Source organism: Arthrobacter sp. MMS24-S77 (assembly GCF_054888235.1).
In genome coordinates this window covers 3,561,919-3,584,454 of record NZ_JBTZRN010000001.1, presented here as the reverse complement: position 1 = coordinate 3,584,454, position 22,536 = coordinate 3,561,919, and the positions used below count along the sequence as shown (strand labels likewise).

Below are 22,536 nucleotides of genomic sequence, written 5' to 3'. Positions count from 1 at the left end.
GCATCCTAAGGCCGGACATGCTCACCGGCGCGGCCTGCAGTGTCCGCTCTCGCCCGGCTTACCGCTGCGCCGTGCCAGAATTGAGGCATGGCCGCGGCGGAGGTGAACGGAACAGGTCTGCCGCTACCGGCAGTCGAGGGGATCGGGCGACGCCGCATACTGGCCGGCCTTGTCCTGGCCCTGCTCCTTCCTGTTGCCATCGAAGTCCTGGTATCCCTGATGCACTACCGGAACTTCGCCATGATCATGCTCCTCCAATTGGCGGTCGCTGCCGCGGTTGCCGCCATCGGGGGATTGTGGCCAGCGGTGGTGGCGGCGGTTCTCGGCAGCTTCCTCTTGAACTATTTTTCTGCCGAACCTGTGGGCTCGCTGTCCATCGCCGATCCCTCCACGCTCTTCACCTTGGTTATCTTCTTGGCCGTGGCGTGCGGTGTGGCGCTCGCCGTGGGCCTGGCAACCCGCCGCGCCCAGGAGGCAGCGCACTCAGGAGCGGAGGCCAGGGCCCTGAGCGAATTGGCCCTTCGGATCCTGCGCTCGGACGGCAGCCTTGAGTCTTTCCTGGACAAGATCCGAGTCAACCTCGGCATGGACGCGGTCACGCTGCTGTCCACGGTCGGCCCACCGGACTCCAGCGGACAGGGCTCCACTGGACAGGGCTGGCGGGTTCTTGCAAGTTCCGGAGCCCAACCGCCGGTGACCCATGCGGCCGCGGACCATGCCGCCGTCGTCGATCCCAATTACACGCTCCTGCTCCGGGGCGGTCCGCTTTCCGAACAGCACCGCCGCATGCTCGGCGCCTTCGGTGCTTTCGTGGTGGCCGTGCGGGAGCGCCAGCAACTGGTCAAGAGCAGGCAGGACAACGTGCGCCTGGCGGAAGGCAACAAAATGCGTACCTCCATCCTGCGCGCGGTCTCCCATGATCTCCGCACTCCGTTGGCGGGCATCAAGCTTGCCGTCAGCAGCCTGCGCCAGGATGACGTGACCTTTGCTCCCGAGGACGAACGTGAACTGCTGGCCACTATCGAGGACTATGCCGACCGCCTCGATCACCTGGTGGACAACCTGCTGGACATGTCCCGCATCACGGCCGATGCCGTGAACCCGCTGCTCCGCGGCCTGGGCTGGCACCAGATCCTGCCGGAGGCCTTGCGCGGCGTGCCTGGGGAGCGCATCCGCAATGAGCTTGCGGCAAACCTTCCGTATGTAGAGGCCGACGCCGGAATGCTGGAACGCGTCGTGGCGAACCTTGTGGAGAATGCCGTGAAATACGCGCCGGAATCCGATGTTGTGCTGGTGGCGCGAACGGGCGCAGGCATTGCGGTGGATGGGCGGCCGGCCAGCGAACTGAGGGTGATGGATCATGGCCGGGGCATCGCGCCGGCGGCCGTGCTGGAGCTGTTCCAGCCTTTCCAACGCCTCGATGATTCCGCCTCCAGCCGGGACGGACGCAGCGGAATCGGACTGGGGCTCGCCGTCGCCAAGGGATTCACCGAAGCCATGGGCGGTACGCTCATGGCTGAGGCGACGCCGGGTGGCGGGCTGACCATGGTGGTCACACTCCCGCTGTGGACAGGAGGGCGGCCATGAACCTGGTGCTGATTGTGGAAGATGAGGTCCAGATCGCCCGGGCCATGCAGATCAATCTCCATGCCCACGGCTACCGTGCCATCAGCGTCGGCAACGGAACGGACGCGCTCAAAGCCGCGGCTCAGCAGCCTGTGGACATTGTGGTGCTGGATCTTGGCCTACCGGATATGGATGGCGTGGACGTCATCAGGGGCATTCGGGGCTGGAGCACCATGCCCATCATTGTGTTGTCCGCCAGGCATGGTTCGGAGGACAAAGTGGAAGCCCTCGACGCCGGTGCCGACGACTACGTCACCAAGCCTTTCGGCCTGGATGAACTCCTGGCCAGGCTCCGTGCCGCCTCCCGAAGGGCAACTCCCCGGCATGAGGTGCCGACGCTCCAGACTGCGGACTTCCTGGTTGACCTGGCCGGAAAGAAGATCACCAAGGACGGCGTCGAAGTGCGGCTGACGCCCACCGAGTGGAACATCCTGGAATTGCTGGTGCGGAACGCCGGCCGCCTGGTGAGTCAACAGCAGATCCTTACCCAGGTCTGGGGACAGGCCTATGCCAAGGAGACCCAGTACCTGCGCGTTTACATTGCCCAGCTCCGGCGCAAACTAGAACGCGATCCCGCCCAGCCCCGCCATCTGCACACAGAGGCCGGCATGGGCTATCGCTTCGATCCGTAGCTGCGTACGTAGACTGTATCCATGGATACCGCATCGTTGCTTGCTGTTTGCCGGGTACACGAGCTCCTGCCTGACCTTGAGGGGTCAGTCGGGGTGACGGCCATTGACAAGCGCCCAGTTGACGGTCCGGTGAAGGTCCACAAGCTGGGGATCCATGGAGACATCCAAGCCAGCCGGATTCACCATGGTGGCGAGGACCAAGCGCTCTATGCGTACTCCCAAGCCGATGCCGATTACTGGGCGAAGGAACTCCAGCGGGACATGCCCGCCGGTATCTTCGGGGAAAACCTGCGCGTCGCCGGGATCGAGACAACCGGCGCCGTGATCGGCGAACGCTGGAAGATCGGCCTGGACGTCGAAGTTGAAGTCACGTCACCACGCGTGCCTTGCGCCACCTTCCAGCGCCGCATGAACGAACCGCAATGGGTCAAGCGCTTCACTGAGGCCGGACGGGTTGGCACCTACCTGCGCGTGGTGAGGACCGGGAGCATTTCGGCCGGGGACTACATCCACAAACTGTTTGTGCCGAAGCATGGCATCACGGTGGGGCAGTGGTTCAGCAACCCGAACCTTGAGGATATGCGGTTGCTGCTCGACGCCGAGGCGGACGGCGAAGTCCTGCTGCAGTCCGATTACCACGACGAGTTCGAAAAGCTCATGCGCCGCAACGGGGTCGATGCCTGATTCCCACTCGGATGGCCGTCCAGGGAGACGGACTTGAGAGGCACCCGCGGCGCCGATGTGCGCAAGCTCACCGCCGTCGTCGGCGGCTAAGTCGCCACGGGACCGATCTGTGCCCTACACTTGAAACATCCCCCACTCCGGAAATCCCTTTTTCCTGCCCAATTCTTGAGGCAGGACTGGTCAGTGTTGGGGCCCGCAAAATGTGTGTGGGCAGTTTCATAGGGAGAGCCGGGCGAAGAAAACGCTGTACAGACTGCTGAGATAGCAGCCAAGAGATGCAGCGGGAAGTCCTGCCATGGGATTGCGACAGCGCCGGACTTCTTGCGAGCAACAGAGCCTCCTGGTTCTTTTGCCCGCAACGTGTACTGCGGCCAAGCCCAACCGGGCCGCGCCGACTGGCCCCCTATGGATGAGGAAACTTTCCCCTATGCCCGAAAACCTGAACGACCCGTTCGTCGCCGAGTCTGCCGAAGCAGCAGAGACCGCCGTCGAGACCCTCGAAACCCCTGAAATCGCCGAAGCTCCCGCCGCTGAGTTCATCGAGCCCGCAGCGCCCGTCGAGGCTCCGGCTGCGGCCGAGGCACCCGCCGAGGCTGCCGCGCCGGCTGCGGCTCAGGCCGAATCACCCGCTGAGGAAGAGGAAGAGGGCATCCGCTTCGTCGACCTCGGAATCGACCCCCGCGTTCTGGCCGCCCTGCAGGACGTCGGCTACGAGAAGCCGTCTCCGATCCAGGCAGCCACCATTCCGCTCCTTCTCGAAGGCCGCGACGTCGTTGGCCTCGCCCAGACCGGCACCGGTAAGACTGCAGCATTCGCAGTACCGGCACTGTCCCGCCTGGCCGAACTCCACGACCTCAACGGCCCCTCCCGCAAGACGCAGGCACTGGTCCTCGCTCCGACCCGCGAGCTTGCGCTCCAGGTTGCCGAGGCCTTCACCTCGTACGCCAAGCACATTGATGACTTCACGGTTCTCCCCGTCTACGGTGGCTCGGCCTATGGCCCGCAGCTTGCCGGCCTGCGCCGCGGTGCACAGGTTGTCGTCGGTACTCCCGGCCGTGTCATCGACCACATCTCCAAGGGTTCCCTGGACCTGTCCGAACTGCAGTACCTGGTACTGGACGAAGCCGACGAGATGCTCCGCATGGGCTTCGCCGAGGACGTTGAGCAGATCTTCCAGCAGACTCCGGAAGACCGCCAGGTTGCCCTGTTCTCTGCCACCATGCCGGGCCAGATCCGCCGCATGTCCAAGCAGTACTTGAACAACCCGGCCGAAATCTCGGTCAAGTCCAAGACCACTACTGGCGCTAACACCCGCCAGCGGTACCTGCAGGTCATGGGCCCGCACAAGCTCGACGCGCTGACCCGCATCCTTGAGGTTGAAGAGTTCGACGGCGTTATCGCCTTCGTGCGCACCAAGATGGCCACCGAGGACCTTGCCGACAAGCTGAAGTCCCGCGGCTTCCAGGCCGCCGCCATCAATGGCGACATCCCGCAGCAGCAGCGTGAGCGGACTGTCGACGCGTTGAAGGAAGGCCGCATCGACATCCTGGTGGCCACCGACGTCGCGGCCCGCGGTCTTGACGTTGAGCGCATCAGCCACGTGGTCAACTACGACATCCCGCACGACACTGAGTCCTACGTGCACCGCATCGGCCGTACCGGCCGTGCAGGCCGCAGCGGCGACGCCATCCTGTTCATGACGCCGCGGGAGAAGTACCTGCTGCGTTCCATCGAGAAGGCCACCCGCCAGCCGGTGGAGCAGATGCACCTGCCCACCGCCGAGACGGTCAACACCTTGCGCTTGGGCAAATTCGCCGACAAGATCACCGAGACCCTCGAATCCGAGGACGTTGCGGCGTTCCGCGACTTGATCTCCTCCTACGAAGAGGAGCACAACGTTCCGGCTTCGGAGATCGCTGCCGCATTGGCCGTCATGGCACAGGGCGGCCAGCCGCTCCTGGTCAAGGAACTTCCGGCCGCGCCGGAATTCCAGAAGCGCGAGCGCTCGAAGGACGGCTTCGGTTCCCGTGGCCCCACCCGCGCCCTGACCGAGGGTAACGCTACCTACCGGATCGCCGTCGGACGCCGTCAGCGCGTCATGCCGGGTTCCATCGTTGGCGCCATCGCTAACGAAGGCGGCATCTCCTCGGCACAGATCGGCGGCATCGACATCCGCTCGGACCACTCCCTAGTGGAACTTCCGGCCGACTTGAGCCCCGAGCAGCTGCGTGCGCTGTCCCGCACCCGGATCGGCGGCGAGCTGATTCATCTTGAGTTGGACAACGGCCGCAAGCCGGCTTCTGACCGTGGCGGCGAGCGTGGCGGTTACTCCGGTGGCAGCCGCGGCGGTGACCGTGGCGGCTACTCCGGCGGAGACCGTGGTGGCAACTTCAAGGGCAACGGTGGCTTCAAAAAGGAGTTCCGTAAGACTGAAGGCGACCGTGCTGGCTACGCCGGTGGAGAGCGTTCATCTGCGGACCGTGGCGGCCGTTCCTACAGCGAGCGCAGCAGCGCCGGTGCGGGGACGGGCAGCTACGGCGACCGCGACCGCGGGCAGAGCAGCGATTCCCGCTTCGGCGGACACGGCAACGGCGCACGCAAGCCGCGCACTGGCGGCGACGCCGGCCACCGCGACTTCAACCGCAAGGGCAAGTGGTAAACAGGACTAGTTCCTGGATTTCGGTCAGAGGCCGGCTTTCGAGCCGGCCTCTGGCTGTTTAACAGCCGGCTGTTTAACAAGGGTGGGCCGGTCGGGTGGCCCCGATGGGCTGGCCGCCGGGTTGTCGAACCACGTGAATTTTGCCCACGGGGACAGCTAGCCCTTGGAACGCCCTGGACGGATACGTAGGATCGGTCTTGCTACGGACCGTTTGGCTACGGCTCCGTGGGCTATCGGCGGGTGTGGAAAGGCTGTTCATGGGATTCCTCGATGGGTTGAAGAAAAACCTCGGCTTCGACAAAGACGAACAGAAGGCAGGTAGGCGGCCCTCGGATACCCCGCAGACGGCTGCTGAGGCCTCAACGAGGGAGACGGCCCAAAACTCCGGCCCGGGCGCTGCATCGGACGCAGGAGCCGTTGTGGGGTCCGCAGTTACGACCGAGTCGATCGACGCCGAGGATCGTTCGGGTGAGGCTCCCGCCGCCGGGTTAGGGACTGCAGTGTCCGACGCCGCTGCTGCCGCCAAGAGGGCCGATGCCGAAGCTTCAGCCTCGGCTACTGCATCTGTGGCGGCAGAGCAGACCGCAGCGGAGCAGGCACCGCGGACTGCTGCCGAAGCGAGTGCCGGGAGGGTGACCGAAGTGGTGGTGGAGACCGACGACACCCTCAGCGGGATCGCCATGCAGTTCGGTGTTGACTTGGATGCCCTGATCGCCGTGAACGCGGATACCGTGCCCAATCCGGACCACATCTACCCGGGCCAAGTGCTTCGCCTGCCCTAGCCTCCACGCCTTTCGCGATCAATGTTCGGGCACGGATGCAAATTGTGTCGACGCCACTTTTCCCTGTCTCGCAGCCGATTTGTAGCCTGAGAAATCGTCCGGTAGAGTATTTACTCGTTGCCCCCCTAGCTCAGTGGTAGAGCGCGTTCTTGGTAAGAACGAGGTCACCGGATCGATTCCGGTGGGGGGCTCGGAATGAGGGCCTGTGTCAAGGCGGTTTTTGACCGGCTTGACACAGGTTTTTCTCATTCGTGGCGGTGTAGCTCAGTTGGTTAGAGCGCACGACTCATAATCGTGAGGTCGGGAGATCGAGCCTCCCCACCGCTACCAAGACGGCAGCCCAGAAGCGTTCAGCTTCTGGGCTGCTTGTGTTTAAGAACCTGATCTCATGACCTCTTGATTCGGGTTATAGGACAAAACGTGTGTAAATCCCGGGCGCGTCATGAGCGTCCTGCCCAGCCTGCGCGGTGCCAGAGGCCTTCGTCGGCGCTGAGTCCGGTGCTGTAGAGCTCGGGGCCGGGGTGCTGCTCTTCTCCTGGGGTTGTGGCTTTGATCTTGGCTGGACTGTAGTGGCGGGCTTCGATGAGCCTGGCCGGCGGCAGGGGTTGGTCGCTGTGCAGGTAGAGGTACCACTCGATCGCACGCTTCTGATGCTCCTCGCTCATGCCCCGGTGCGCCCGCAGCAGGAGCCGGAGTTGGGCGTTCGTTCCGCCTTCGATCCGGTTGGTCGTCGAGGCGATGCCCAGCCCGGCATATTCGCCTTCCAGGTACGTGAAGAGCGTGCCTGCTTGACCGAGTCGTTCAAGGAGCCGGTAGGCTTTGCGGAGCCTGTCGTGCGTGTACCACCAGGACTGGTTCGCCCGCACCCAGCCCGGGACCATCGCGGTCGTGGTGCGGTAGGTGCGGGCCTTGACCAGATGTCCGTGCTGTTGATGCCAGTCATTGAGTCCCGCCAGCCACGCGGCCGCTTCCACCGGGGCCGTAATTCTCGTCAGGGCCCGTCCCAGCCGTAACAATGCCTTGCCGGCATCGGTCCGGGGCCGGCCGGTCAGATAAGTGCGCACGTTGCGCTGGACATGGGCCAGGCAGCGCTGCACAGCGGTTTCGGACCAGCACTCGGACAGGGCCGCAGCGATCCCGGACCCGCCGTCGGTGATCACGACCCGCGGGGCGGGGAAGCGTTCAAGCAGCGCCGCCCACGCGGCCTTTTTCTCGGTGTCGCACCACTGCCAACCCAGCACATAGTCACCGGCAACAGCGATGAGACAGCACCACGAACCCACGTAGATCCCGTCGACCTGGATCTGGTCGTGGATCTCCCCGGTGACCGGGATCCGTGGGGCGACGTTTCAGCACCATGCCGTGCGCCGACGAAACGATCGGGCCGTGCCGAACGAAGCACTCCCCGCTTGGCTCGAGGTGCCCATCAACCAGCCAAGGAACGCCTCCAGCTCCGCGCGGCGGCTCACATCAGGGCGTTCACCCGAGCGGCTTGCCCCACATTCCAGGCACCTGTAGCGCTGCTTTCCCGCGGCCGTTTTTCCGTTCCGTACCAGCGCCTGACCACAGACCAGACACTCCAGAGATATGCAAGCACCCCAGCCACCCTAAGCTTCAAAAGCTTAGCTACCCCGGAATTCGCCCGCCAACACTGGGGACCAAGGCAATCCCATACACACGTTTTGTCCTATAACCCGCTTGTGTTTAAGAACCTGATCCCACGAACCCCCAGGGCCCTCCGTTGTCGACTTGGACCTGAGCGGATGCTCCGTCTGGGCACATCCTGCGGCCCGCATACCACGCTCGACCCTGTGGATAAGCCATGCATAGTTCTTTGCATGTACCTAAGACGTTTAAAGAAAATGGCGTTTTCTTTACATGTTGTGGCCTACATTGCTAATTTCTTTCTATGTCGAACTGGGATCCCAAGAGGCCGCACAACGAACTTCCCCAACTGCCTCCCAAGGTTGAAGTGGAGACAGTTGGCGTGCTCAAACTGGCCATCGAGGCGAGGGCGGCGCTGGCAGCGCTGAACCAAGCGACCCTGTCCATGACCAACCCAACGGTGCTTATCAATGCGATACCACTCCTCGAGGCCCAAGCCAGCTCAGAAGTGGAGAATATCGTCACCACCACGGACGAGCTATTCATGCACGCCCAAGACGAATCTTCAGCCAATCCTGCAACGCGAGAGGCCCTTCGATACCGCACTGCGCTATTCGAGGGCTTTGAGAGCGTCACCCGCAGGGGCATTGTTACTACAAACACGGCTCGCGAAGTCTGCTCCATCATCAAGATGCACAACATGGATCTGCGGCGTTCGAACGGCACTTTCATCGGGAATCCTGAGACTCAAACCGCTATCTACACTCCGCCTAAGGGCTACGCGGTGATTGACGCGAAACTGGGGGACTGGGAGCTGTTTGTAAACTCCAGTGCTGGCTACGACCCGCTTGTCCGGATGGCGATTGCGCACTACCAGTTCGAGGCGATACACCCATTCGAGGACGGAAACGGACGAACAGGGCGCGTTCTTAACGTTCTCATGCTCGTGGCAGCCGGCCTGCTCAGTCAGCCAGTACTCTACCTTTCCAAATACATCATTGGGAACAAGAACGACTACTACAAGCGACTGTTGGCAGTCACCGCCGAGGGAGCATGGACAGAATGGATCGAATACATGCTCGAGGGTGTTCGGCAGACATCTATCTCTACTTTGAAGAAGATCGATTCGATCAGGACGCTTCACGGTGTCATGAAGTCGGAGATGGGGCTGGCTATAAATGGGGGTGGCCACGTGGGGCTCTTGGACGTCTTGTTTGAGCAGCCCTACTGCCGGATCTCGAACGTCATGGAAGTCTGCGGCGTGTCTCGGCCAACCGCGACCAACTGGTTGAACGCGTTGAAAGACCATGGCGTCCTTGTCGACGTCAAGGTGGGACGTGAACGTCTATTCATCAACACTCGCTTTATGCGTCTCCTGAGTGAGGACGAAATGCTAGAAACTGAACCGGCAGAAGAGAGATTGTTCTGACATCTCACGTCAGATCCTGTCAAGAACGTCAGCGACTTCTCCTTGTACTTCTTTCGGCCAGTCTAGGCATCCTGGGTCATAGACAGGGGCGTGCCCACAACGTCGTACACGTTACCTAGGCTGCCCTTGGCGCCCATGAGCATTGCGATCGCAAACGCCGGGAGGTGCGGTACACGCCTGTCGGCCGCCGTCGGGACAAAGAAGCCGCGACGCTCTGCGAGCCCCGCAGGCATCCAAGCTGGGATTGTGGGCTTTTCCCTAGCTTTAGCACAAGAAATGCGCAGCTTCGCGAGTCTTAGCACAGGATGTCCCAAGGTCTGCGCCATGGGGTATTGGGCGTTGCTAAGTTGCTAGAGAGCTGGTGCTGGACCAGCCCAAATCTCCCCAACTCGCTCAGGAGTTTCACATGTTTTCTCTGGTCTCAAACACTGCGTCTCGCATCCGTCGCGACGAAACCGGCGCCACCGCCGTCGAATACGGCATCATGGTCGCTCTCATCGCTGTTGTCATCATCGTCGCCGTCACGCTGTTGGGTGGAACCCTGAAGGAGACCTTCAACAGCACCGCTTGCAGCGTCAAGGGCGGCGTCTGGACGGCAACCACCTCCGCCGGCGTTGCAGGCTCCTGCTCCAAGTAAGCCCACCTGTTCCGGGCTGTTCACCCAAAAAACGCTAGGAGTATCAGTGCTTTCCAAATTGCTAAAGTCCGCATCTCGCGCACAACAGGACGAGACCGGCGCCACGGCTGTCGAATACGGCATCATGGTCGCCCTCATCGCTGTTGTCATCATCGTCGCCGTCACGCTGCTCGGCGGTAATCTCGCGGAGACCTTCAACAGCACAGCCTGCAACGTCAAGGGCGGCGTCTGGACTGCCACCACCTCCGCCGGGGTTGCCGGCAGCTGCTCGAAGTAACCGCAACCGAGGAGCCATGCAGGTGGGTGGAGCCGACGCTTCACCCACCTGATCCTCTCAACTAAGAGTTCTCTCGCCATGATTCCGTTTCAATCGCACGTTGCTTCGCAAGACGAAAGGCAGATGCACATGGCCAGGGCTTCAGAGCGCGGTGCCGTGGCAGTCGAATTCGCGTTGCTGGCACCCGTCTTGGTGCTGCTGCTCCTGGGCATCATGGAATTCGGACGGGCCTACAACGCCCAGGTGTCGCTCTCAAACGCAGCCCGCGAAGGAGTCCGGGTCATGGCAATCTCGAATGACCAAACGGCCGCCAAGACAGCGGCGAAGAACGCCGCGGTCTCTTTGAACCCACAGCTGGCGGATGCGAACTTCACCTTTAGCCCCGCCAGTTGCACTTCTGGCACCCAGATGTCCGTAACCATCAAATACACCCTCAGCACCCTCACGGGAATAGCCGGTCCGTTCCCGATGCAAGGAGTAGGAGTCATGGTATGCAGCGGCTGATGGTGCGTGACGACGGCGAGCGCGGTGCGGTTGCGGTCCTGATCGCCCTCGCTCTGGTCGTCTTGCTCGGTTTTGCTGCCCTGGCCGTCGACGCAGGGATGCTGTACGCGGAAAGGGCACAGGTCCAAAACGGATCCGATGCCGCGGCCCTTGCGCTAGCCCAGAAATGCGCCGCGAATACGAGTGACCTGAATTGCGCAATCACGTCCCCGGTAGCTATCGACATGGCAAACAAGAACGCCAACGACGGCCTGGGCAACATCAAGTCGGTCAGCCTGGACCTTCCTAATAGGAAAGTGACGGTGACTGCCGGAGCGCAGCAGGCGGGAGGCGCGCCAAACGCCGTCTCGCTCTTCTTCGCCCGGGTCCTGGGCTTTGGCACAAGCGATGTTGTGACCACCTCGAGTGTGCAGTGGGGCAGCCCCATCGCTGGACGGACCCCTTTTCCCATCGCCTATTCTGTCTGCCAGGTGAAGGGGTTCCTTGGCGGAGCCCTCCAGCTCCTTCAGGATCACGGTTCCAACGTAAACCCCGGCTGCTTGTACGGCCCCTCGGGCGCGTTTGTCGCAGGAGGCTACGGTTGGATCACCCAGGATGCCGGAGCATGCGGAGGCACAGTTAACCTTGCGGTTAGCGAAAGCGGGAGCGCTCCAGGGAACAGCATTCCAAACAACTGTTCAGCCACGCTTCAAAAGTGGGCCGATACCCTTACCGCTGGCCGCGATGTCATCGTCCTGCTTCCTGTCTTCGACGCTGTGACAGGTACGGGAAGCGGGGCTGTCTACCATCTCGTGTCCTTCGCCGCATTCAAAGTGACGGGGTGGAAGTTCAGCGGCAACAGCTCGCTCCCGGATACCTTCCGTAACTCGACTCCCGATGTCCTTGCGGCGCTTTCCTGCACTGGAAATTGCCGCGGAATCATTGGGAGTTTCGTCAAGTACGTCTCGCTGGCAGATGGCTACTCGCTGGGGCCTGTCGACGCCTATGGGGCCACCATTGTGCGCCTCACCAATTAGTTTGTTGCCCCGTTCTTTGAGCAAGGAGTAGTAAGTGAAGTCACGCCTATTGGCAGGATCGGCAGCTGCACTGCTGGCCGTCGTCGGGGTGATTCTCGTATTCTCTTACGCTCAAGGCGCGGATCAGCGGGCGGTTCAAAACCTCGCCCCGGTTGACGTTTTGCTCGTCAAAACGGCGATTCCCGCCGGTACGCCTGTGGAATCCATGAAGGATTCCCTGGTCACGCAACAACTGCCGGAATCGGCCGTCCCAAAGTCAGCGCTACACACACTGGGGGAGTCAACAGGCAAGGTCGCAGCCGTGGACCTCGTCCCTGGCGAGACGTTGGTGGCCGAGCGTCTGGTGGCCCCAGATGCCCTGAAGACTCCCGGCGACGTCAAAGTGCCGGCGGGCCTCCAGGAGGTCTCCTTTCAGTTGGAGCCTCAGCGCGTGGTAGGCGGACGGCTGGTTCCTGGTGACCACGTCGGAATATTCATCTCCATGTCAACCGGTGGAATCGAGGCGAAGCCGGACAAGGAAACCACCGAATTGACCATCCACAAAATTCTTGTGACCGCAGTCCAGCGCGCCCCCCAACCAGCGGCGAGCGCCCAGCCGACGCCGAATCCCAGTTCCGGTGCGGCAACGGATCCCAATGCCAGTGCCCTTCCCAGTGGTTCCCTCCTGCTGACCGTGGCCGTAAGCGATGTGGACGCGTCCAAGATAGTTTTCGCCTCGGAGTACGCCAAGATCTGGCTGAGCAAAGAGCCGCTCGACGCCAAGGACAACGGACCCAAGATCATCCAGAGGAGCGAGGTGTACAAGTGAGCCGCTTTGTCCTGATAACTCCCAATACTGATTTTGACCAACGCTTGCGCCAGGCTGTTGCGGGCGGGCTGCCCGGAAGCGTGCAGACATTTTTCACCAGTGTTTTGCCGGCGGATCCGGCCGAGTTGTTCGGCGCACTCAATCAAGAACAACTCGAAGTGCTGATTTTGGGACCCGACGTGCCCGTGGAGGACGCCCTGCGCCTCGCAACGGTTTTCGATGTGCAATTGCCGGAGCTGAGCGTGATCCTTGTCAGCGAACTGGATCCCGCATTCGTCCTCCAAGCCATGCGGTCCGGTATTCGCGACATCATGAGCCCTGCTGCGGACCTGGCCCAGATACGGGTCATGCTCGAGCGTGCGTGCCAGTCTTTCGCCAGCCGTCAGCGAACCATGGAACCAAAGCAACAGGGCTCTCCGAAGGGCTTGGTGATCGGCGTCTTTTCCCCCAAGGGTGGTGTGGGCAAGACGACAATCGCCACGAACATCGCCGTGGGGTTGGGCAAGATAGCGCCGATGAGCGTTGTGATCGTGGACTTGGACTTGCAATTCGGCGACGTTGCCTCGGGGCTCTACCTCAATCCGGAACACACGGTCACCGACGCCGTTACCCCGTCGGCCAGCCAGGATTCCCTGGTGCTCAAAGCCTTTCTCACTGTCCATCCGGCGAGCATTTACGCCTTGTGCGCACCGAAGGACCCCGTCGAAGCAGACGAGATCTCGCCGGAACAAGTCGGTAGGCTGCTCGAACAACTCGCCGAGCAGTTCCAGTACGTGGTGGTTGATACGGCTCCGGGGTTGCCTGAGATCGGGCTCGCTGCCCTCGAACAATGCACGGACGCCGTGTGGGTGACCGGCATGGACGTTCCAAGCGTTCGAGGCCTTCGCTCCGGGCTGGACATCCTCCGGAGGCTGGACCTGTTGCCGGAAACCCGCCATGTGGTGCTCAACATGGCGGATTCCAAGTCCGGTCTGTCAGTCCAAGACGTCGAATCAACCGTCGGCGCCCCCGTGGATGTGAGCATCCCCCGTTCGAAGGCCGTTGCGTTCTCCACCAACCGCGGTATTCCTGTGCTTCAGGAAGCCGTGAAGGATCCTGCCGTCAAAGGACTCAAGCAGCTCGTTGAACGCTTCAATCCAACATGGCGTGCCACAGCGCAGCGCAAACTGCACAGAAGGGTGGTGGTCTAGATGAAGCTATCCCAACGTTTGCATGCTGTGGAGGACAAAGTCGAAGCATCCCTCGGCACGGGTGGCCCGAATGGTCCCGTGCAAGGTGGTCCAGGCCGGGACGCATCCTCTCCGCTAAAACCGACATTTGCTGAGTCCACTCAACAGCCCAGGACGAATCCCGCCGGAAAGCCCAGCAGCCCCGCGAAACCCCTCACCTCAGTCAAATTGGCCGATCACCCGGACTCGCCCAAGCCCAGGGGCCAACAACCGGTTGACGCCTTCGCCGCCCTCAAGCGGCGCGCCGCAACCGCATTGTTCGAGCGGCTGGGCGCCAGGTTCAACGACTCGAGCGTGAGTGAGCAGGAGTTGCGGACAACTGCCCGGGAGGAGCTCATACGCATCATCGACGCTGAGCAGGTCCCGCTGTCCGTGGACGAGCGCAGCCGGCTCGTGGCGGACGTGGCGGACGACGTTCTTGGCTATGGGCCGCTCCAACGCTTGCTGGACGATCCAGAGGTGACGGAAATCATGGTCAACAGGATGGACCAGATCTACGTTGAACGAAAAGGCAAGCTCGCGCTCACGGATTCCGGATTCAGTTCGGAGGACCATCTCAGGAGGGTCATTGAACGCATCGTTTCGAAGGTGGGACGCCGGATCGACGAATCATCTCCGCTCGTTGACGCACGGCTTGAAGACGGATCGCGGGTCAACGCCGTGATCCCGCCGCTTGCGGTGGGCGGCTCGTCGCTGACAATCCGAAAATTCAGCAAAGTGCCGTTGACCGTCAGGAACCTGATCGATTTCGGCACGCTCACGCCCGAGATGGCCGAGCTCCTGAATGCTTGCGTCAAAGCGAAACTGAACATCATTGTTTCCGGCGGTACTGGAACCGGTAAGACAACCCTGTTGAATGTTCTTTCGTCCTTCATCCCGGAAGACAACCGCATCGTCACCATTGAGGACGCGGTCGAACTGCAGATCCAGCAGCAACATGTGGTCAGGCTTGAAAGCAGGCCGCCGAACACGGAGGGCAAGGGCGAAGTGACCATCAGGGAGTTGCTTCGGAACTCCCTTCGTATGCGGCCGGACAGGATCGTCGTCGGCGAGGTCCGCGGCGGGGAGTCTCTCGACATGCTGCAGGCCATGAACACCGGTCACGACGGCTCGCTCTCAACAGTGCACTCAAATTCTCCCCGTGACGCAGTGGCGCGCCTTGAAACCTTGGTGCTCATGGCAGGCATGGACCTGCCGTTGCGGGCAATCCGGGAGCAGATCGCATCCGCGGTGAATCTCATCATCCAAATCTCTCGTTTGCGGGACGGAACGCGCCGAATCACGCACGTGACTGAGGTTCAAGGCATGGAAGGCGACATTGTCACTCTCCAGGACGCCTTTGTCTTCGACTACTCGGCAGGCGTTGATGTCCACGGGGTGTTCCTGGGCAGGCCCGTGCCAACGGGGATCCGTCCGCGGTTCATTGACCGCTTCGACGATCTGGGCATCCGTGTCTCTCCGGAGGTCTTCGCCGCACCGCTGGTCTCGACAGCAAGGACGTGAGGGAACCATGGGTCTCATGATCGGAATGGCCTTGATGCTCTCAGCCATCCTGCTCTTCGGGGTGGCCGTGATCCTGCCGAAAACTCCCGAGGTGCCACTGGATCGGAGACGTCCCTACCAATTCGGCTCGGGTTCCCAACTGACGCGCTTCGCAGGTTCGGCTGCCGGCGTCGTTCATGGCTTCCTGGCGCGGCGCAACGTCCGCCTCTTCAATCGTGAAGAACTTGAAAACGCCGGGCTGCGCGTGAGCCAAGCGGATTTCTTCATACTCGTGATTGCCGGTGCGTTCGTCGGTGCCTTGATTGGGCTCGTCATCGGCGGACCCTTGGTGGCCGTTCTATTCTTCATCCCGGCACCCCTGGTGGCACGGCTCGTCACCAGGTTCCTAGCCGGTAAGAGGCGCGCCAAGTTCGACGCTCAGCTCGGTGACACCCTTCAACTACTGTCCGGAGGATTGCGGGCCGGCCACAGCATACTTCGTGCCATCGACGCCGCGGCCGCAGAATCGGCCAGCCCTACGGCCGAGGAAATGCGCCGGATCATCACAGAGACAAGTCTTGGCCGCGATCTGCAGGCCTCGCTTGAGGATGCAGCGGAGCGAATGCGGAGCGAGGACTTTGTCTGGATTGCGCAAGCCATCCAAATCAACCGAGAGGTCGGCGGAAACCTTGCCGAGGTCCTGGACCAAGTCAACGAGACCATACGCGAACGCAGTGAGATCAAGGGACACATCAAATCCCTGGCAGCGGAGGGAAAGTTTTCGGGATACATCCTGATGGCGCTTCCCTTCGGCATCGTGATCATGCTCATGGTGGTCAACCCTGGCTACATGGACGTGATGTTCACCCATCCGCTCGGTTGGGGAATGATCGCGGCGTCAGCCATCCTCATGACCATAGGCGGGCTCTGGATGCGCAAAATCATCGACTTGAAGTTCTGAGGTGACGCATGAATCCCCTTCTTCTCCTGCCGTTGCTGCTAGTGCCCCTGCCTATTGCCTACCTCTCCTGGTCAATCCTGTCGGTGGACCGAAAAGCCCAACGCGCGGTCCGGGAGCTCTTGACGCGAGGTGAAAGCCTTGTTGAGGCCGGTCAGTCGAAGCAGGGCGGTGTACTTGAGCTCATCGGCTACCGCCTCACTCCCGGAAGCTACGTCCAGAAGCTGGATCGGCTGCTCGCTTTGGCCGGCCGCCCGCCGTCGCTCCCTTTGGGACGCGTTCTCGCAGCCAAACCCGCACTCGGATTGTGCGGCGCACTTTTTGGTTTGTTCATCAGCACCAACAGCTCGAGCGGGATCATCAAGCTCGTGGGGATATTTGTCGTATTGCTTGGCTACTTCATCCCTGACCTGATGCTGTACAGCAAAGGACAGGAGCGTCAAAAAGCCATGCAATTGGAACTCGCAAATACCATGGATCAAATGCTGATATCGGTCGAAGCCGGCCTCGGGTTTGAAGGAGCAATGGCCCGAGCCGGGGAAAACGGGAAGGGACCGTTGGCTGAGGAATTGGTGCGGACCCTCCAGGACATGCAGGTTGGTCGGAGCCGCCGCGAGTCCTATCTGGCACTGGCAGAACGTACTAACGTTCCTGAACTCCGAAGCTTTGTGCAGGCCGTGATCCAGGCGGATACCTACGGAATTGCCATTAGCCGGGTCTTGAGGGTCCAAGCGAAAGTTATGAGGGTGAAGCGCCGCCAGCGTGCCGAAGAGAAGGCGATGAAGCTTCCGGTGATGATTCTCTTCCCTCTTCTGCTCTTCATCTTCCCTGTGCTGTTCATCGCCATTCTGGGTCCGGCTGTCATCAACACCATAGCGGCCTTCAGTGGCGGCTGATCACAATAATTCGTTTGCGATATTAAGACCCCGGCCAAAAAGCGTCAAATCAAGAAAGGCCTAAGATTTCCTTAAGATAAGCATAAGTTCGGATTTTTCCGGAATTCAGAAAGTAGCATTAAGCTATGTCCAGTTCAGGTTCTAGCGAGGTCAACGAGGAATCCGACCCCAGCCATGCGGGTTCGGCCGGCGATTCCAACCGGCTGCCCACGGACCGGCTCGCCGAGCATCCGATACTGGACCTCGCAGAATTCCAGCTCCTGGAAGATCAAATGGACAATCCCCTGATTGCGCGAACCTTTGCCGGCGACTTCGCAAAACTCTGGGAGAGGCGGTACGAAATCCTCGCAGCCGCCGTCGAACGCTGTGACGCGGCCGCGTCCTTGGACGCCATTCTCAGCCTGCGGACTTCTTCTACGATGGTGGGCGGTGTTCGCCTTGCGCTGCTTGCAGCACGCTTGGAAGAACACATACGAAATGGCGATTTGCGTGACACCCAGCCGCTGCTCAATGCCATTGCTGAATGCGGGCGTGCTACGGTCCACGAGTTAAAGGACAGTTACGTGCTCCGGAACGATTGACGTCGACAATCTAATCCGTTCTTTTCGGGGCGAGCCGGTAGCCGACGCCTCGGACAGTCTCCAGGAAGCGCGGCGATTGTGGATCTTCACGAAGCTTTCGGCGAAGATTGCCGATGTGGGTCTCAACAGCCCGCTCGTCGGCTTCGCTGATATACGCATTGTCGTCGTAGTAGTCGCCACGTGCTGCCCGAACAAGGTCGGAACGCGTCCGCACCTCCCCTTTGGCACGAAGCAAATCGAAGAGCAGATCGAATTCGCTCCTCGTCAACGTCAAGGCGGAACCGTCAAGCGCAACCGTGCGTGATTTGTGGTTCAAGGCCAAGCCATTGTGCCTGATCACCGCGTGGTCAGAGCTGTCTTGGTCAGACCTTTCTGAGCGGGCCGAATCGCCTTCGATCAAGGCACCGCCGGTGGGAAGACCGATGCGATCCTCGCCGGGCAAAATAAACCTGTCCTCCGTGCGTGGCCTGCGCATCATGGCGGTGACCCTGGCCCTCAATTCACGGGGCAAGAACGGTTTCTTGAGATAGTCGTCCGCCCCCGTCAGGAATGCCGTCAACGTGTCCGGCTCGTCGCGCCTGGCCGTCAGCATCACGACGTATGCGTCGCTGAATTGCCGAATTCGCCGCAGGACCTCGTGGCCATCCATATCGGGAAGTCCAACATCCAGTGTTACCACCACCGCGTGTTGATGGCGTACGACTTCCACGCCTTCACGTCCGGTGGCGGCAGAGTGCACCACAAATCCGGCTTCTTTGAGGATGGCGTCAACCAAATTTCGCACATCTTCGTCATCCTCAATGACTACGGCTACCCCAGGTTCGCTCATGACACCCTCGAGTCGGTGAACACCGCCGCACAGCCCAGCGCAATGCGGGAAGTTTCACCCAAATACCAACGATACAAGCATTGAGGGCATCTGGCATCTAATATGTGGATTATGCGCTGCTCCGAACTTTCATGTCGATCGTGCGGGGCTGTTGTATTTGGTGATCTTGGGGGGATAGTTGACTCCGTGCGGTTGTTACAGGAATCGTTCGGAGCAGTAATTGGTTCGCGAATCTCCAACGAAGGGTCTCGACTTGAGTGAGCAGCCTTTTTTTCGCACGGCCGCGCGTTTCTTCAGAAAACTTCAGCCCAGGGCCCGGTTGGCGATCTGTGAATTGCCGCTGACGCTCATCGTCGCGGGCCTGGTGATCGCCGCCCCTACTCTTTGGCCAGGCTTAATCCAGAACTGGTTGTTCGTGACCGGCGTCCTCCTCCATGGGATCCTTTTCCTCAGCTGCCTGCTGGTCCCGTGGGAGCGCTTGGCGCCGAGCGCAAGCGTGGCAATCCCCATTTTGGATCTGGTTGCCCTTTTCTTCACGCGAAACGGCGCCTTCACCGCGGTACCAGGCCTCATCACGTTGGCCATCTTTCCCGTGATCTGGTTATCTGCCTCGGGCGTCCTTTCCAAGACAAGCTTGATCCTCAGCTTTGTTGGCCCTTTCTTCATTGCGCTTCCGCCAGTTATTTCCCACTTGCCCCATCCCACTGGGTCAGACATTTCCTCAGTGGTGCTTTTGCCCCTCATGATGTTCGCGATGGCAGTCTCCATTCGCCTGGCAGGGTCCAGTGCCCGTCTCCAGCAGCGGCGGGTGAAACACCGGGATCAGGCCCTGCGGCAATTGCTTGCCGCGAGCCGGGAACGGGAGACGCTGCTCAAGACAATCCTCGACACGATCGACGTCGGAATTGTCGCCGTCGATTCGAAGGGTGAAACCCTTCTCATCAATAACCAGCAGAGGGCTTTCCTTCAGATGGCAATGCCCTCTGAAGGCCCGCCGGAGCTCGGAGAACAGGACCGATTGGTTTTCGGCCAGGACCGGCGGACCCCGCTTCCACCTGAAAAGGCCCCCATTCGAAGGGCGATTCAAGGGGAAACATTTGCCGATTACCTCGTCTGGTTCGGCGCCGGCACCGAACAGCGGGCCATCTCTACCGCCGCACGTGGCATGAAAAATGACACTGACGACGAGTTCGGCGGGGCGGTCATCGTCTTCAGGGACGTGACCGACGTTGTCGGCGCCCTGGCGGCCAAGGACGAACTAGTAGCCAACGTATCGCACGAATTCGGCTCGCCGCTCACATCGATCTTGGGCAACCTCGACCTCGTGCTCGGCGGCGACCAAAAGCTCCAGCCAGAAACTCGGCGCGGCTTGGAAGTCGCGGCGCGCAATGCCGAGCGTCTCCGTGCCTTGGTTGAGGACCTCCTTTTGTCGGCCGTCGCCGTGGAAAGCGTGCATCTGCGGCGCACGGATCTGGCGGGGCTGATAGAAAATAGCCTGGTTTCTGCCAGGGCGCAGGCCGATGCCGCCAGCGTTGGCCTCGTTGCCGACGTGCCGGCGCCCCTCTGGGCAGACGCTGATCCGTTGAGGCTGGGACAGGCCTTGGATAATTTGGTGTCCAATGCCATCAAATATTCACCGGATGGCGGGACAGTAAGCGTCAGGGCGGCCCGGAACGACGGCTGGGTCCAGGTTGAGGTGAAGGATACGGGCATGGGCATGACCCCGGACGAAACAACCAGGATCTTCACCCGGTTCTTCCGAACAAATGCCGCCCGTCAGGCAGGGATTCCAGGCGTGGGACTTGGCCTGTCCATCACCAAGTCCATCGTGGAACGCCATGGAGGTAGCATCACCTGCGACAGCAAGCCCGGAAGAGGGAGTACCTTCGCCTTGGCGCTGCCCGTTGAGCAGTCTTCACCGGGAATTTCCCCCTACATCACGCGTGGCTCGGGGAGGTCTGGCACCGAGTAACGCGTGGCCCTGCGAGTAATCCGAGTAAGCAGAATAGAGTACCCACTACTCGTGACTGACCCCAGGGCTAGCCGATTGAATGGGACACAGGTTGGTCTCAAGCGCAGTTCCTGGTCTCTGGGGGTTATCCGTATGTGTGTTTCCTGCAATTTTGTTGTGCCCATTCCGCGTCTCACGCTGAATGAGGTTGTCCGTTGAGCGCGGGAATGGAGTCCGCGGCCCTGTTCGCGGGGTCCTTGCCCGGGCTGCTCCTCTTGTCCCTCGGCCAGGCAATGGTGGTGGTGTGCCTGTGTTTTGACATGGTCCGCGCCATGTCCGTGCCCCGGTCGCACCGCCGTTATGTGGCCAGTTCCGTTTTCAGGACCTTGGCAGTGCCGTCAATCCTTGTCATGGGGGTCAGCGTCCTGGTTGATGCTATTTTCTGGTCCTGGACGGACTTGGTCATGGGCGTCTTCGTGATGGTGATGATCATTTTCCGCTGGCACAACGACAAGGACGAGGACAACTGGTGGAAAGGCAAGGGCAAGAAGCTGGCCCGCTGGGCGCGGAAACAACTGGCGCCGCGACCGGTCTTGGCCCCGGCGATGGGCTGAGCCCCCTCGTACGAATGAACTTGTACGAATGAACTCGTAACTCGCACGAATGACCTCGCGCGTAAGAACGCCGACCATCTCTACAGAAGCAGACCAGAGGCTTTGAACCTCTGGTCTGCTTCTGTCTGGGTTTCCGCGTCGGATTCTGCTCGATCATTCGGTGCGGCAATCTTCGTGGGCCTTGAATTCGCGGGACAACCCCCTTCGGCCAGGAGAATGATCCAGCAGAATCCGACGCCGGCGAGGGCCCTGGCATGAGCAAGGACGCTTCTCCCCGAGGGAGAAGCGTCCCGTGCTCCGCTTACCGTTGTGGGTCCCGACGGCCCAAAGGTCAGGATGGCCACGCTAACAGTCCAACCCAGGCGCGTCGCTAGTTGAGTGCGATCACCAGCATCTGGTTGGTGCCCGGGATGCAGGTCTGCAGTATCGCCCGCGGAAATCCGCCGAACACGGCGGCGACGTTGTTGGTTGTCCCGCCCTGGGGCACTTGGCCGCGTGCCGTCACTGTGTACGTTCCGTAACCGGGGATGCTCACCGTCTCGCCGACGCCGATGCCCGAGAAGCGTGCCCACCCTCCACAGAAATCATGTTCGGTGATGAACAGCGAGTAAGCGTCCGTCGGGGTGAAATGGATGGGGCCAATGCAGCTGTCCACGGCGGCCTGCCCGCCTGAACCTGCAACGTAGATGGTCCGCACTGCCGGCGCAGGGGCAGGGGCTGGAGCGGGTGCGCCTGCAGGGGCAGGCGCAGCGGGGGCCACAACGGCAACCGGCGGTCCAGTCAGCTTCAAGACCTCGCCCGGCACGATGATCGAATACGCGCCGAGTCCGTTGGCCGCGAGCATCGCGTTGACGTCGACCCCGAACCTGGCGGCTATCGAGCCTACGGTGTCCCCGCTGGCGACTGTGTACGAGTTTGTGTCAGGCGCAGGAGCCGGTGGTGCTGCCACCGCGGCAGGCGCGGGAACCGGAGCCGGCGCTGCGACGGCGGCCGGCACCTTTGCCTGTACCGGAGCCGGCGTGGTGGCCGGAGTGGGCCTTCCTGTCGGCGTCGGATTGGCTGCGGCCGGTGAAGGGGCGGCAATCACGGCTCCTGAGCCGATGCCCGGGGCAACGGTGGCGCTCGTGCCTGCTGGTGTCAGTACCTGCGCGTAGTTTTGCGTCACGATGGCCGCCAGTACGACCACTGCCACGATTGCCCACGTGGCTATTGATGCCTTGTACCTGGCGATTGTTCTTGCTCCGGCGGATACCAGGGCGAAGGCGTTGCCTCCGATCCCGCTGTGCCTGTAGTCCTGTTGATACATCTCAAATCCCCGTAATTGATCGTTTCTGGGG

Annotated in this window: 24 protein-coding genes and 2 tRNA genes; 20 read left to right on the top strand and 6 right to left on the bottom strand. The window is 61.3% G+C overall.

Annotation, left to right across the window (positions count from 1 at the left end; all coding sequences use genetic code 11):
- The first annotated feature begins 87 nt into the window (after positions 1-87).
- The 7 genes from ACX5I4_RS16470 to ACX5I4_RS16440 all read left to right on the top strand — a co-directional run bounded on the left by ACX5I4_RS16470 (position 88) and on the right by ACX5I4_RS16440 (position 6,713).
- A complete protein-coding gene (locus tag ACX5I4_RS16470) occupies positions 88-1,587 on the top strand; it encodes a sensor histidine kinase (RefSeq protein WP_461837578.1) in 1,500 nt (499 codons plus the stop codon).
- Positions 1,584-2,258 (top strand): response regulator, encoded by a 675-nt coding sequence (locus ACX5I4_RS16465; RefSeq protein ID WP_461837577.1) that lies wholly within the window; start codon positions 1,584-1,586, stop codon positions 2,256-2,258. The genes ACX5I4_RS16470 and ACX5I4_RS16465 overlap by 4 nt, the downstream gene beginning before the upstream one ends.
- 21 nt (positions 2,259-2,279) lie before the next feature.
- Complete coding sequence (locus tag ACX5I4_RS16460; RefSeq protein ID WP_461837576.1) at positions 2,280-2,942, top strand: MOSC domain-containing protein; 663 nt, start codon at positions 2,280-2,282, stop codon at positions 2,940-2,942.
- A gap of 427 nt (positions 2,943-3,369) precedes the next feature.
- Positions 3,370-5,601, top strand: a complete 2,232-nt coding sequence (locus ACX5I4_RS16455) for a DEAD/DEAH box helicase (RefSeq protein WP_461837575.1) — start codon at positions 3,370-3,372, stop codon at positions 5,599-5,601.
- Positions 5,602-5,858: 257 nt separating this feature from the next.
- On the top strand, positions 5,859-6,383 hold the full coding sequence (locus tag ACX5I4_RS16450) for a LysM peptidoglycan-binding domain-containing protein (RefSeq protein WP_461837574.1): 525 nt from the start codon (positions 5,859-5,861) through the stop codon (positions 6,381-6,383).
- Positions 6,384-6,502: 119 nt separating this feature from the next.
- Positions 6,503-6,574: transfer RNA gene (locus ACX5I4_RS16445), tRNA-Thr, on the top strand.
- A 62-nt stretch (positions 6,575-6,636) separates the two neighbouring features.
- A tRNA-Met gene (locus ACX5I4_RS16440) sits at positions 6,637-6,713 on the top strand.
- A 110-nt stretch (positions 6,714-6,823) separates the two neighbouring features.
- Here ACX5I4_RS16440 and ACX5I4_RS16435 read toward each other — a convergent pair.
- Positions 6,824-7,717: an IS1249 family transposase gene (locus tag ACX5I4_RS16435; RefSeq protein WP_461838756.1), complete on the bottom strand. Its 894-nt coding sequence runs from the start codon at positions 7,715-7,717 to the stop codon at positions 6,824-6,826.
- 15 nt (positions 7,718-7,732) lie between these two features.
- A complete protein-coding gene (locus ACX5I4_RS16430) occupies positions 7,733-7,957 on the bottom strand; it encodes an IS1/IS1595 family N-terminal zinc-binding domain-containing protein (protein WP_461838755.1) in 225 nt (74 codons plus the stop codon).
- A gap of 335 nt (positions 7,958-8,292) precedes the next feature.
- On the opposite strand from ACX5I4_RS16430, the gene ACX5I4_RS16425 reads away from it, so the two are divergent.
- Positions 8,293-9,417, top strand: coding sequence for a Fic family protein (locus ACX5I4_RS16425; RefSeq protein WP_461837573.1), 1,125 nt, complete (start codon positions 8,293-8,295; stop codon positions 9,415-9,417).
- A 62-nt stretch (positions 9,418-9,479) separates the two neighbouring features.
- Here the strand turns inward: ACX5I4_RS16425 and ACX5I4_RS16420 are convergent, their stop codons facing one another.
- Positions 9,480-9,650, bottom strand: a complete 171-nt coding sequence (locus tag ACX5I4_RS16420) for a hypothetical protein (protein ID WP_461837572.1) — start codon at positions 9,648-9,650, stop codon at positions 9,480-9,482.
- Between the two features lie 173 nt (positions 9,651-9,823).
- Here ACX5I4_RS16420 and ACX5I4_RS16415 point away from each other — a divergent pair, with 173 nt between their 5' ends.
- From ACX5I4_RS16415 to ACX5I4_RS16370, 10 genes are all read left to right on the top strand, one after another.
- Positions 9,824-10,054 carry a Flp family type IVb pilin gene (locus ACX5I4_RS16415; RefSeq protein ID WP_461837571.1) on the top strand — a complete coding sequence of 77 codons (231 nt, stop codon included), beginning with the start codon at positions 9,824-9,826 and terminating at the stop codon, positions 10,052-10,054.
- 46 nt (positions 10,055-10,100) lie between these two features.
- Complete coding sequence (locus ACX5I4_RS16410; RefSeq protein WP_461837570.1) at positions 10,101-10,331, top strand: Flp family type IVb pilin; 231 nt, start codon at positions 10,101-10,103, stop codon at positions 10,329-10,331.
- A gap of 129 nt (positions 10,332-10,460) precedes the next feature.
- Positions 10,461-10,835 (top strand): TadE/TadG family type IV pilus assembly protein, encoded by a 375-nt coding sequence (locus ACX5I4_RS16405; protein WP_461837569.1) that lies wholly within the window; start codon positions 10,461-10,463, stop codon positions 10,833-10,835.
- The gene (locus ACX5I4_RS16400) at positions 10,823-11,851 is read left to right on the top strand and encodes a pilus assembly protein TadG-related protein (RefSeq protein ID WP_461837568.1); all 1,029 of its coding nucleotides are present in this window, start codon (positions 10,823-10,825) and stop codon (positions 11,849-11,851) included. The genes ACX5I4_RS16405 and ACX5I4_RS16400 overlap by 13 nt, the downstream gene beginning before the upstream one ends.
- Positions 11,852-11,885: 34 nt before the next feature.
- Positions 11,886-12,659 carry a Flp pilus assembly protein CpaB gene (cpaB, locus tag ACX5I4_RS16395; RefSeq protein WP_461837567.1) on the top strand — a complete coding sequence of 258 codons (774 nt, stop codon included), beginning with the start codon at positions 11,886-11,888 and terminating at the stop codon, positions 12,657-12,659.
- Positions 12,656-13,849, top strand: coding sequence for an AAA family ATPase (locus ACX5I4_RS16390; RefSeq protein ID WP_461837566.1), 1,194 nt, complete (start codon positions 12,656-12,658; stop codon positions 13,847-13,849). The genes cpaB and ACX5I4_RS16390 overlap by 4 nt, the downstream gene beginning before the upstream one ends.
- Positions 13,850-15,391: a CpaF family protein gene (locus ACX5I4_RS16385; protein WP_461837565.1), complete on the top strand. Its 1,542-nt coding sequence runs from the start codon at positions 13,850-13,852 to the stop codon at positions 15,389-15,391.
- Positions 15,392-15,398: 7 nt separating this feature from the next.
- Positions 15,399-16,331 (top strand): type II secretion system F family protein, encoded by a 933-nt coding sequence (locus ACX5I4_RS16380; RefSeq protein ID WP_461837564.1) that lies wholly within the window; start codon positions 15,399-15,401, stop codon positions 16,329-16,331.
- An 8-nt stretch (positions 16,332-16,339) separates the two neighbouring features.
- The gene (locus ACX5I4_RS16375) at positions 16,340-17,224 is read left to right on the top strand and encodes a type II secretion system F family protein (RefSeq protein ID WP_461837563.1); all 885 of its coding nucleotides are present in this window, start codon (positions 16,340-16,342) and stop codon (positions 17,222-17,224) included.
- A gap of 125 nt (positions 17,225-17,349) precedes the next feature.
- A complete protein-coding gene (locus ACX5I4_RS16370; protein ID WP_461837562.1) occupies positions 17,350-17,805 on the top strand; it encodes an Hpt domain-containing protein in 456 nt (151 codons plus the stop codon).
- A 10-nt stretch (positions 17,806-17,815) separates the two neighbouring features.
- Here the strand turns inward: ACX5I4_RS16370 and ACX5I4_RS16365 are convergent, their stop codons facing one another.
- Together ACX5I4_RS16365 and ACX5I4_RS16360 are read right to left on the bottom strand one after the other, a co-directional pair.
- Positions 17,816-18,634 carry a response regulator transcription factor gene (locus ACX5I4_RS16365; protein ID WP_461837561.1) on the bottom strand — a complete coding sequence of 273 codons (819 nt, stop codon included), beginning with the start codon at positions 18,632-18,634 and terminating at the stop codon, positions 17,816-17,818.
- 303 nt (positions 18,635-18,937) lie between these two features.
- Complete coding sequence (locus ACX5I4_RS16360) at positions 18,938-19,402, bottom strand: hypothetical protein (RefSeq protein ID WP_461837560.1); 465 nt, start codon at positions 19,400-19,402, stop codon at positions 18,938-18,940.
- On the opposite strand from ACX5I4_RS16360, the gene ACX5I4_RS16355 reads away from it, so the two are divergent.
- A complete protein-coding gene (locus tag ACX5I4_RS16355) occupies positions 19,389-20,606 on the top strand; it encodes a sensor histidine kinase (protein WP_461837559.1) in 1,218 nt (405 codons plus the stop codon). The two genes, ACX5I4_RS16360 and ACX5I4_RS16355, sit on opposite strands and share 14 nt — an antisense overlap.
- A 206-nt stretch (positions 20,607-20,812) precedes the next feature.
- The gene (locus ACX5I4_RS16350; protein ID WP_461838754.1) at positions 20,813-21,199 is read left to right on the top strand and encodes a hypothetical protein; all 387 of its coding nucleotides are present in this window, start codon (positions 20,813-20,815) and stop codon (positions 21,197-21,199) included.
- Between the two features lie 370 nt (positions 21,200-21,569).
- Here the strand turns inward: ACX5I4_RS16350 and ACX5I4_RS16345 are convergent, their stop codons facing one another.
- Positions 21,570-22,505 carry a LysM peptidoglycan-binding domain-containing protein gene (locus ACX5I4_RS16345; RefSeq protein ID WP_461837558.1) on the bottom strand — a complete coding sequence of 312 codons (936 nt, stop codon included), beginning with the start codon at positions 22,503-22,505 and terminating at the stop codon, positions 21,570-21,572.
- Positions 22,506-22,536 lie beyond the last annotated feature (31 nt).